Annotated in this window: 9 protein-coding genes; 1 reads left to right on the top strand and 8 read right to left on the bottom strand. The window is 48.4% G+C overall.

The features are described 5' to 3' along the window. Positions 1-58: 58 nt before the first annotated feature. Positions 59-892: a diaminopimelate epimerase gene (gene dapF, locus BM358_RS08050; RefSeq protein WP_028540558.1), complete on the bottom strand. Its 834-nt coding sequence runs from the start codon at positions 890-892 to the stop codon at positions 59-61. A 109-nt stretch (positions 893-1001) separates the two neighbouring features. After that, positions 1002-3800 carry a calcium-translocating P-type ATPase, SERCA-type gene (locus BM358_RS08055; RefSeq protein ID WP_028540557.1) on the bottom strand — a complete coding sequence of 933 codons (2799 nt, stop codon included), beginning with the start codon at positions 3798-3800 and terminating at the stop codon, positions 1002-1004. 229 nt (positions 3801-4029) lie between these two features. Here BM358_RS08055 and BM358_RS08060 point away from each other — a divergent pair, with 229 nt between their 5' ends. Continuing rightward, complete coding sequence (locus tag BM358_RS08060; protein WP_028540556.1) at positions 4030-5775, top strand: Rqc2 family fibronectin-binding protein; 1746 nt, start codon at positions 4030-4032, stop codon at positions 5773-5775. Positions 5776-5868: 93 nt separating this feature from the next. Here the strand turns inward: BM358_RS08060 and BM358_RS08065 are convergent, their stop codons facing one another. The 6 genes from BM358_RS08065 to BM358_RS08090 all read right to left on the bottom strand — a co-directional run bounded on the left by BM358_RS08065 (position 5869) and on the right by BM358_RS08090 (position 11445). After that, a complete protein-coding gene (locus BM358_RS08065; RefSeq protein ID WP_028540555.1) occupies positions 5869-6738 on the bottom strand; it encodes a PHP domain-containing protein in 870 nt (289 codons plus the stop codon). After that, complete coding sequence (locus tag BM358_RS08070; RefSeq protein ID WP_049828338.1) at positions 6738-7694, bottom strand: selenium metabolism-associated LysR family transcriptional regulator; 957 nt, start codon at positions 7692-7694, stop codon at positions 6738-6740. Before BM358_RS08070 ends, BM358_RS08065 begins: the two co-directional genes overlap by 1 nt. 209 nt (positions 7695-7903) lie before the next feature. Next, entirely contained in the window at positions 7904-8341 is a 438-nt protein-coding gene (locus tag BM358_RS08075; protein WP_023989315.1) for a hypothetical protein, read from the bottom strand. A 230-nt stretch (positions 8342-8571) separates the two neighbouring features. Continuing rightward, positions 8572-8832 carry a YlbG family protein gene (locus BM358_RS08080; RefSeq protein ID WP_023989316.1) on the bottom strand — a complete coding sequence of 87 codons (261 nt, stop codon included), beginning with the start codon at positions 8830-8832 and terminating at the stop codon, positions 8572-8574. A gap of 39 nt (positions 8833-8871) precedes the next feature. Then, positions 8872-9312, bottom strand: a complete 441-nt coding sequence (locus tag BM358_RS08085; RefSeq protein WP_013310906.1) for a YlbF/YmcA family competence regulator — start codon at positions 9310-9312, stop codon at positions 8872-8874. A gap of 108 nt (positions 9313-9420) precedes the next feature. Continuing rightward, positions 9421-11445, bottom strand: coding sequence for a helicase-associated domain-containing protein (locus tag BM358_RS08090; RefSeq protein ID WP_028540554.1), 2025 nt, complete (start codon positions 11443-11445; stop codon positions 9421-9423). Positions 11446-11450 lie beyond the last annotated feature (5 nt).

Raw genomic sequence — 11450 nt, forward strand, 5'->3', positions numbered from 1 at the left:
CACTCACTTCTATACGATTCATAGGCCAGTTGCACGCTATTTTTAAAGTTCACATGATTTAGAACAGACGACCTTCGTACACGATCTCAGCCGGGCCCGTCATATATATGTGATTATCGTCCTCGCTCCATTCGATATCCAGGTCGCCGCCCTTCAGGCTTACAATGGCGTGGCGGTCGCTGTACCCGTTTAGTACAGAAGCAACAAGTGTAGCACAGGCTCCGGTTCCACAAGCTAGCGTTGGTCCGGCTCCCCTCTCCCATACTCTCATATCTATATGCTTCCGGCTACGTACCGTGGCGAACTCAACATTTGTCTTTTTAGGGAACAGCGGATGGCATTCCAGCTTCGACCCCCAGGCTTCCAGATCAAAGCTTGGCGCATCCTCCACATAAATGACACAGTGCGGATTCCCCATAGATACAGCCGTAAAACGAAAACCACTTCCGCCAGCTTCAATGGGCTCATTAATTACGCTAGACAGATCCAGTGTAGTTGGAATCTTCAAACCCTCAAGAATCGGCTCTCCCATATCCACCTTCACCATACGAACAAGCCCGTTCTCTACAGTTAGTTCGACCTGCTGTACCCCTGCACCCAGTGTCTCGATCGTGATCTGTTCACGGTTGATGTGCTTACGGTCATATACGTATTTAGCAGCACAACGGATAGCATTACCGCATTGCTCGGCCTCCGAGCCGTCCGAGTTAATGATACGCATGCAGAAATCCGCTTTTTGTGACGGCAATATATATACCAACCCATCGGCACCAATACCAAAATGTCGATCACATAGCCGAACAGCTAATTCCGAGGCGTCAGACGGCAAATCCTGATGCCCAAACCAAACGATAAAATCATTACCTAGACCGTTCATTTTTGTGAATTCCATAGCTTACCTCCGCCGTTGCTGCTGATATCATGTTCCTCATGAAGCTTTGATCCCATGATATCATACAGGGCAATAGTGGGAAAGCGATGCGGTATACATGACCTGATTTCTAGGCTGAAAACTTCGTACGTCCCGCTGAAAAGTGTGTATTTCCGCCGCGACGACGGTTGCGTCGACCGCCCCATACACTTCCCGCTCCCATCAGAAACGTGGGAATCCCGGCTGCCACAATGGATAGCGCCCACTCACGCAAACCGAGCGGTACCGTTTTGAAAATAGGTTGCAGCATAGGCACGTACATAACCACCAGCATTAACACTACGGAAGAAAGCACCGCAAGCACGAGATAACTATTTTGAAACGGATTACGATGGAAAATAGAACGGGAACTACGGCAATCAAATACATGAATTAACTGTGCCAGAACTAGCGTAGCAAAGGCAACGGACTGTGCTTTGATCAATTGTCCTGCGTCATCCGGTGCAATACGTAATGTCAGCCAGAAGGCCGCTAGCGTACATAAACCAATCAACAAGCCACGACTAATGATTTTCCAGCCCAGTCGACGAGCAAAAATATTTTCCTTTGCGCCACGAGGTTTGTGCTCCATGAGATCCTTTTCTGGCTGGTCCACCCCCAGAGCCATCGCTGGTAGGCCATCTGTCACCAGATTCACCCATAAAATCTGGATCGGTAACAAAGGTAATGGCAGCCCGGCCATCATGGCAAAGAACATCGTCAAAATCTCACCAACATTGGAGGCGAGTAGATAACGGATAAATTTACGGATATTCTCGTAAATATTCCGTCCTTCCTCAATTGCGGCTACAATCGTTGAGAAATTATCATCACTCAGTACAAGCGCAGCCGCTTCTTTGGTCACGTCCGTCCCGGTAATGCCCATCGCAATACCGATGTCCGACGCCTTTATCGCCGGAGCGTCATTGACGCCATCACCGGTCATGGCTACGACATGTCCGCGTCTTTGAAGTGACTTGACGATCCGTAGCTTGTGCTCCGGCGAAACCCGTGCATACACAGAGACGGTATCAACGGCTTTGTCCAGCGCCGCATCATCCATCACAGACAACTCCTGTCCTGTCAACACATGGGAGCCGCGCTGAAGAATGCCCAGCTGCTGTGCAATGGCCTCTGCAGTTGTACCGTGATCTCCAGTAATCATCACAGTGCGAATGCCAGCACGACGGCACTTGCCAATGGCTTCGCGAACCTCGCGACGTGGCGGATCAATCATGCCTGTCAGCCCGATAAAGATCAGCTGTGCTTCAGCCTCCTCAACCGTGGAGACACGCTCATGCGAGCGGATATCACGGTAAGCGACACCAAGTACACGCAGCGCCTCTGAGGCCATTCCTTCGTTAGCTGCCAGTACCTTTTGGCGCAGCGTGCCCGTTAACGGAACGACATTTCCTTCCCATAAAATGTAGGAGCACTGACCCAGCAGCACATCCGGCGCACCTTTGGCAAAGACGATGTGTCCTCCCTGGTGGCGTACGAGTACCGACATTCGCTTCCGATCCGAGTCAAAAGGGAATTCTCGCTCCCTTGTGTACAGCTCATATAGCCCTTGTCGCGTGACTCCGCCCTTGGCAGCTAACGTGACCAGTGCTCCTTCCGTCGGGTCACCCTTCAGCTCCCAAACGGCGGACGGCGTCGGCTCTTTGGTCTTCTTTTTCGAACGCAACTCATCTGTATCAGCTTGAACAATTTCAGCATTGTTGCAAAGTACACTGGCTTGTAGCAGTCTACGCAGAGATTGTCCGTTTTTAAGATCAGCAGGAAGGTCTCTATCCATAATATGCCCGTGTGGGTCGTAGCCCTCTCCCGTAACTCCCCAGAAGCGACCGTCCAGCCATAGCTTGGTGACTGTCATTTTATTTTGGGTCAGGGTGCCCGTTTTGTCGGAACAAATGACTGATGCACAGCCGAGCGTTTCAACAGAAGGCAGCTTACGCACAATCGCCTTTCGTTTAATCATACGCTGCACACCCAATGCGAGCGCAATTGTCACAATAGCCGGCAACCCTTCCGGTATGGCCGCCACAGCCAAGCTCACTCCGGCCAAAAACATGCTCATGGCTGGCTGTCCATGTAAAATGCCTGCTACGACAACGAGCACCGTTAGCGCCAACGCTACGATAATCAAAATTTTGCCCAATTGCTCCAATCTGTGCTGCAACGGTGTCTCCTGCGACTCCGTATTTTCAATCAAGTCTGCGATCTTACCCATTTCGGTACTCATACCTGTACGTATAACCATTCCTTGTGCGGTTCCTCTGGTCATCATCGTGCCCATAAAACCGATGTTTTTTTGATCCCCGAGTGGTACTTCGGCGGCATGAATAGGGCGGCAATGCTTACTCACCGGAACTGATTCCCCCGTCAGGGCAGACTCCTCTACATCACAGCCGTTCGTACTCAACCACCTTACATCTGCAGGAATGCGATCACCACTTTCCAGCAGCACAATATCACCCGGAACCAGCTCTCTGGCCTGAACTTGAATTCGTTTGCCGCCCCGCAACACTTTGGCGGTTGGAGCCGACAGTTGTCTCAAAGCTCGCAATGAACGCTCAGCTCTGAATTCCTGTACAAAGCCGAGAATTCCATTCAGTACAACAATAGCAATAATGGTAATCGCGTCCAAATATTCACCAAGCAGGCCGGATATCAGGGTCGCTCCCATCAATACGAGCATCATAAAATCCTTGAACTGGTTGAGCAACAGCAAGATTGCCGAAACTCGCTTCCCCTCGCTCAGCTCATTCCATCCTGACCTTTCTCTTCGTTCCGCAAGCTGTTCCTCCGAAAGACCCTGCTTCGGGTCGACTTCCAGACTTGTTGAAAGCTGTTCATTGCTTAATTGGTGCCAGTGTGCTTGTTCCATTCTCCCCAATTCCCTCCCGGTCAGATAGTCCGTTTCCGTCGGTTGTGCGTAGGATGGCTGCCCGTTATTATATTTTTGTGCCGCGATTGCTGATAAGCTGGACAGACTTTCTAGATTCAATCTATTCGGACAGAACCTGAAATATCACAAAGCCGCTTAAGTTTTGTCCCAAAGTTATGTATCATAGAAGGAAGGCGAAAATACATTTGCTTCAAAGGAGAACATAATTATGGCATTGGACGGAATCGTAACCCGCGCTATCGTACACGAACTGCAAGGCATCCGGGGCGGGCGCATTAATAAAATACATCAGCCAAATGATCGCGATATCGTGCTGAATCTGCGGGCACAAGGCGGAAGCGTAAAGCTGCTGCTGTCGGCTAATCCGACCTTCCCGCGTGTACATTTTACAGAACAAAGCTTTCTTAATCCGACAGAAGCCCCTATGTTTTGTATGCTCCTTCGCAAGCATTGCGAAGGAGGCGTTATTGAGAAAATCACGCAGGTGGGCATGGAGCGTATTATTCACATGGATATACGTCAACGTGATGAACTGGGAGATATTTCACTCAAACGAATTATCATTGAACTGATGGGTAGACACAGCAACATTATTTTGCTTGACCCGGAAACAGGCGTGATGCTGGATGGCATTCATCATGTCACACCGTCTATCAGCAGCTATCGGGTCATTATGCCTGGCTTTCAATACACGGAGCCTCCTGAACAAAACAAACTGAATCCACTAGAAACGGAAGAGGCAGCCTTCATATCCTCGTATCAAACAGCGATCGAGGCCGAAGAAGCTCCCAAACGCTGGATCGTGAACACTTTTACTGGACTCAGTCCCCTCATTGCTGAAGAGATACTAGCTCGAGTAACTAATGAAGTATCTGGTGATAGTGATCGTTCACTATGGAGGACATTCAGTCACATCATGGATGACGTGCGGAATCATCGTTTTCAGCCGGTATCTGGACTAAACGCACAAGATAAAGTGATATTCTCAGCCATTCCACTGACGTTGATCCAAGAAGGACGTAAGGAGTACGCTACTATCAGTGAGTGTATGGAGGACTTCTTCGGTGAAAAAGCAGAAAGGGATACGGTTAAGCAAAAGGTCAGTGACCTACTGCGGTTTCTGCAAAACGAGCGGAGTAAAAACCTAAAAAAACTCGACTATCTCCATCAGGATTTGGCCGAGGCGGAAGATGCCGATCAATTTCGCATTTATGGAGAGTTGCTGTTCGCTTCGCTGCATGAGGTGAAAAAAGGGGACAAAGTAGTGACGCTCACTAACTTTTATGATGAGGAACAGCGTCCAATGACCATCCCACTGGACCCACTACTCAACCCGTCGGATAATGCACAACGGTATTTTAAAAAATACAACAAATATAAAAACAGCTTGGCTGTCATTGATGAACAACTGGAGAAAACGCACGAAGAAATCCGTTATATGGACAATCTTCTTCAGCAGCTAGCCCATGCCTCTATGAATGACATTGAGGAAATACGTGAAGAACTGGTTCAGCAGGGCTATCTCAGAGATCGGGTCAAAAAAGGAAAGAAAAAGAAGAAAAACGACCGTCCAACCCTGCACGTCTATACATCATCCGAAGGTATCGAGTTACTGGTCGGCAAAAACAACTTGCAAAATGAATATGTGACAAATCGACTGGCCGGACCAAATGACACCTGGTTGCACACAAAGGATATTCCGGGGTCACACGTCGTTATACGTGCTGAGCAATTCGGGGATACGACGCTGGAGGAGGCAGCTCAACTCGCTGCCTATTTTAGCCAGGCCAAGCAATCCAGCAGTGTACCTGTGGACGCCACCCTGATTCGGCATGTACGTAAGCCCAGCGGAGCCAAACCTGGCTTTGTCATCTACGACCATCAGCGTACGCTCTTCATTACACCCGACGAGGAGCTGATCAAAAAAATGCCGAATCGCATCAAAAACGGCTAAGTCTCACTAGCCTATTGAATCCACAAAAAAAGCCCTTTGTTCTTTGCACGGTACACTTCTTGTGTTCCATGCATAAGGCAAGGGGCTTTTTATTTACTTTTGTCCAACAGCAGCCTTCCTCAATTCCTCGACAACCTGACCTTCCACACTACGGCTACCCAGATCACCGTGGAAAATAACACCTTGGCGTGCACCGTGAAAATCCGAGCCGCCAGTTGCAATAAGCCCATACTGCGCCGCCATCGCAGTATATCGGCTCTCAGCCTCAGCATCATGGTCCGAATGTCGCACCTCCAAGCCCACAGGCTTCGCCTCCTCTATAATTGAGCGAACCAGCTCATCATTTCCGTACAAGCCAGGGTGGGCCACCACAGGTCCCCCTCCTGCTTCACGAATCCAGTTTATGGCCTCCGCAGGCTCTACACGGGGTACTGACACATATCCGGGCGCTCCTTCCGCCAAGTAACGGTCAAACGCGTCTCGCATATCCTTCGCATATCCCTTTTGAACCAGCGTATCCGCCATATGCGGACGTCCAATGCTTTCATCTGGTGCCAGCGGTCTGCCCATCGTAGCCACCACTTCATCCAGTGTGATTTCCACGCCCAGACTACGCAATTGACTTAAAATCAAATCATTACGGGTATCCCGCGCCTGGCGAAGCTTTTCCAACCGCTCCAAAAACACTTTATTGCGGTAATCCATAAAATAACCGAGTATATGAATATCCTTACCGCCAGCTCGAGTACTAATTTCCACTCCTGGCACCACAGTAATTCCTATGCGTTTTCCCTCCTCCAGAGCTTCTTCCAGGCCAGCTACCGTATCATGATCTGTAATGGCCACACCTGCCAGTCCTTTTTCCTTGGCCCAGCGCACATTATCTACAGGTGGCTGCATACCGTCAGATGCTAGGGTGTGTGTATGTAAATCATATCGTTTTACGCTAATCTGCTCCTTCATTATGCATCCTCCTTCTCTTTCAGCTTTGCAAGCTCGTCCTGCGAGTCCCTCTGCACGTCCGTTCCCTGATCATGACGACGCAAGTAAGACAGGAAGGTTACTACCGGAATCGGCAACAACGCCGACTTCAAATGAATTGCATAAAATTCTCGTTTGAACGTGATATCTGAAATGTTTACAATTTTCAACAATCCGAGCGCAACTTCATGCTTCACCGAAGAAGGTGATAGCATGGTAATACCCAGTCCAGCCTCTACCGCCGATTTGACCGCTCCAGTGCTCCCCATCTCCATTACAATACCAAGTCGGGAGGCATCCACACCACGACTTTTCAGCTCATCTTCTATCACTTGACGTGTACCAGATCCCTTTTCTCTGGCTACAAAAGGATGCTTAAACACATCTTCCAGAACCACTTTTTTTGCCTTGGCCAGCGCATGGCCTGAAGGCACAATCAGTTTCAGTTCGTCCTGCATCACAGGTTCCACCACGATATCTGGATGCTGGACTGGGGCCTCAATCAGTCCTAAATTCAACTGATGTTTTAGTATATCATCCATAATTTGAGTCGTATTCATCACATTCATCGCCATACGTATATGAGGGTATTCCTGGCCAAACGGCCCCAACATTCTTGGTACAATATACTCACCAATCGTTAGGCTAGCGCCAATATGCAATCTTCCCTCCAGCATGTGAGTAAAAGCAGACATCGCCTCGTCAGCTTCCCTGATCAGTTGCATGCTTTTTTTCGCAAAAGGCAATAGTGTCGCTCCCGCCTCTGAAAGCTCGATTTTTTTAGTCGAACGTTGCAGCAGCTTCGTGCCGAAATAATCTTCCAAAGACTGAATTTGCATCGTCACCGCAGGTTGTGTCATATGCAGCGCTTGTGCCGCCGCCGAGAAGCTTCCGCGCTCCGCTACGGTATAAAAAATGTGCAACTGATGAAAGTTCATACTGACAGCCCTCTCCCCTCTGATCTCCCTATTTTAACATAAGAAAAACATCTGTCGAAGTATTTCCAAGTAAACTTACCGAATTGGAGAGTTATATTGACGGAAATAAAAAAAGCATGCAGCTAATAACTGCATACTTTCTACTCAAAGTTGACGGTAATCATAAGTTCGGAGATTTTTTCGCCTAGGGCCGACCGCCCAATCACCGTCTATTTTTGCTTACGAGTGCTTTTCATCAGTGTCATGCGCCGCGAATGGCGTAGCCATGAATAGTATGACTTCAAATCCCTTAATTCAATGGTCTCCGACATCCGGCCCAAAAAGGTAATGACAATCATCTTGTGCAGCGGATTCCCCGCAATATCCATCTCGCCGGGCAACTCTCCAAATTCGGCCACGACGACCAGATCACCATCAATTAAATATACATCCTCTTCGTTATGATAGTAGGACTCCATCCTGTTTTGCTTCAGGCATTCCCAAAGCCAGGCGGCGATATGATTCGTCTCGGACTGTTTCTGCTCTATCCGATCTAAGTAGCGAGTTTTCGCATGATTTGTAATCACGATATCGGCGACTTTTTTATCGCCCATCTCCACGTAGAACGGTTCGTATGTACTCCATCGCTGCATTGCTTTGTCACGCACGGGATCACTCTCCCCACCAGATAGGTCTTTATATCTACCAATATATTCATATGTTACCTCAACAGACCCGGGACTACAAGTTACAAAATTGAAGTTTATGGGTGATTTTTAAAGATTTTTTAGGTCTAACAGCATTAAGACCATTATGCAAAAGTCCTGGCTTTACAAAAAAAAGCCAGCCCGTAGGCTGACCTTTTAAGAATATTTTACAATTTATAGACATTAGAAGCTTATATTTCATATTCTTTCATCTTTTCCTTATCGTCGTTGTACTCCGTCCTAATCTCATTTCGAAAAGAGCGCTCGACCTTACGCACATAGGAAAGTCTGCGAATATTTTTAACGGTATCTTCTGCCCGATCCGCATTCATATATATAACTACATAATGCATACGCTTTGAAATAAAGTGGACATTTCCGTATTTCTCCAGATTGCGGGCAGCCTTGATATCGCTTACCCAAATGATGTACCCTGTCCGCTCGGCAAACATTCGCTTCATCTCCCCTCCACTCGGTATCATTCCTATGACCTATCCACAGGAGCATTTCCCTCCGCTGCCACATCCGCCCTTTTTCACATTCGGATCATTGCTCGGCACCTTAATGGTCTCGGACACGGAATATGCAATCGTTTCAGACATGGCATGAAGCATATCATCCAGCGCCTTTTCGGCTCGTTTGAACTCCTTAACATCCACGAATTGTTCCAGTTCCAGCTCAACGACCTGCACTGCATCCTTCGCTTCATGATAGTTCGGATGAAAATGCCCAAAACGCTCCGTTTCCGCGAATAGCTCCTTTTTGGCATCCAGCTTGCGTACACACGCCTGAATAGACGGGTTCAATTCCACACGCTGTTTCCAATATAAATAATCCGATACTTCAAAGGATCGGTTGACCATATCGCCCAATTCATAGGCGTTAATAAGCACTTCTGCCATATTGACCGTGTTCAATTCGGCTACGCTCATGAATGTTCATCTCACTTTATATAAAGTTCTACCCTGTAAAAGTAGACTCATTTATCATACCACATCCTTCTTTTGAGAAGAAGGAGTTTCATGCACTTCCTGGCTCTACTATGTAAAAGGAACCAGCAGCCGCATGTCTGACCATTCACTTGGCTGTAAAGTCGCAGGAGAAGGTGCTTCGTCATCCATTCCTGAGGCGTACCAGCCTGTGACACTCCATGGTGCACCGGGAACCACCGCCTCCGGTATCCATTTAACCTCTTTCCCACCGATTCGCAGTCCCACAGCAGCCTGCCAACGAATCGCTTGCTCGATCAACTGCCGGGCAGTGGAAGTATGGTAACTCCTCCATTCTTTTGTCCATGAGGAGGGGACTGTAGATCTTTCTGGAAAATAGTCAGACGGATCAGGCAGCGTGTGCTCTTGTTCGTAAAAATGCAGCGTGCGCCCAGTATAAACAAAACCTGCTCTTCCCTCTTGGGAAAATATAGAACGGGCTTGAGTAGGGTCGGACTCCATTTCACTGTTGGGGCTGCCTGAACTTATGTTCTCTGGTTCCAAAATCAATGGATAATGATGAGTCGGATCGTCCACACCTTCCAGTTCACGACGTGGACCTAATCCAATTGCAGCAAGCGTTTTTCGTATTTTGACAGCAGAGCTCGCCGGAATAATAAAGTCCCTGTCACCGAGCCGTTCCAGCAATCCTTCCAGCGCGGGATGGCGTGCAACCATGTCTGCATCCTCCTGTGTGCCACATCGCAAAAGTGTTACCGTTGCAAAAGCCGTCCGTCCGACATCGCCTGCCCACTGTTCCACCGCCATGCGTACATGATCAGGCACACCTGTCCGGCTGAACTTGTGCAGAAGAGCAGGAATTGCTTTGGCCTCCATTCCTAACTCGATTGCCTCTGTAACACTTTCTCTGGTGATCCGGTATACTACCATCCGATCTCCTGTCACACGTTCACAGCAGCATTCCAGTCGCCAGCGCACATCATATGCCACATCTGGTGGAACCAATATTTCAAAATCAGGTTGTACATAAAAAGTACCTTGTTCTTGATGTGTATCCTCGTAATTATTGGGACGAAGCATATCTATCACAGATACATCCCAGCGAAAACACAGTTCGCCCGATGCAGTCTGGCCCCAATCGCCCATTCCAAAAGCAGTCAGTGCCTTCAGCCAACCCTTCAATTCCTCCATGAAAGGTCCATTGAAATTAAAATCAGATACCGTTTCTCCCGCAAACCCTTCCGTATTTGAGATTGTAGGAACAAGGTCTAAAAGGGCACCGTTCTTGGGATCAGCTCCGTTCGTACTCTCCTGCTGGATCAGACCTACCTGAAGCATCCATTGCAGCAAACACTTGATAGATATCCACCCTTCTGATCCTACATACTGGGAGACGGCACACAGCATATAGCGAAAATGCTGCATAGACGCTTCGGCCTTGCCGTATCTTTCCATGAGTGTAGCAAAAATATGCTTGCGCATTTGCCAAGCAGACAAACGAATCCAAGTCTCCAGTTCCGTTTCCTGAACGCGAAAAGACACAGTTTCTTTCACTAACAGACCCAAACTGAGTAGCAAATCCATCATTACCACCGTTTGCACTGGATACAGCTCTGCATGCGCATAATGCAACCCAAGACCTATCAGGTCCTCTGGGCGAAAGGGGGTCAGTTCATTCAATTTTTGCAATGACCGCTTATGTATGGTTCCTTTGGCCGTCAAAGGAACGCCCTGTACCGCAATACGTGACAACGCATGCAGCAAATCCGACTCCAGGCCTGTCATTGATTCATGTACCATTATCGGATGATCCGAATGCATCATGTTCATTGGATTTTGCTCTAACAACATATCGTACAGATCCGGTAGCCGATGAACCGGAATATATAAAATTCGTTCGCCCCACGATTTGGTAACAGCCTCCAGCCAGCCCCGGGCACGTAATCCACGCAGTGCCAGTTTCGTTTCGACTCCGCTTAACGCTCCCCGGGTAAGCTGTATAGGTTCTTCTTCCTTCATGGGCTGTCCCGCGTACCGGATAAAGCATTGTCTAAGCACCAGCAGCTCATCTGATGAAAGCTCATTCCAGCTGTCTTGCGTGTTCGTTACGCCCATTCTTG

Source organism: Paenibacillus sp. cl130, from assembly GCF_900116035.1.
GTDB lineage: Bacteria > Bacillota > Bacilli > Paenibacillales > Paenibacillaceae > Paenibacillus > Paenibacillus polymyxa_B.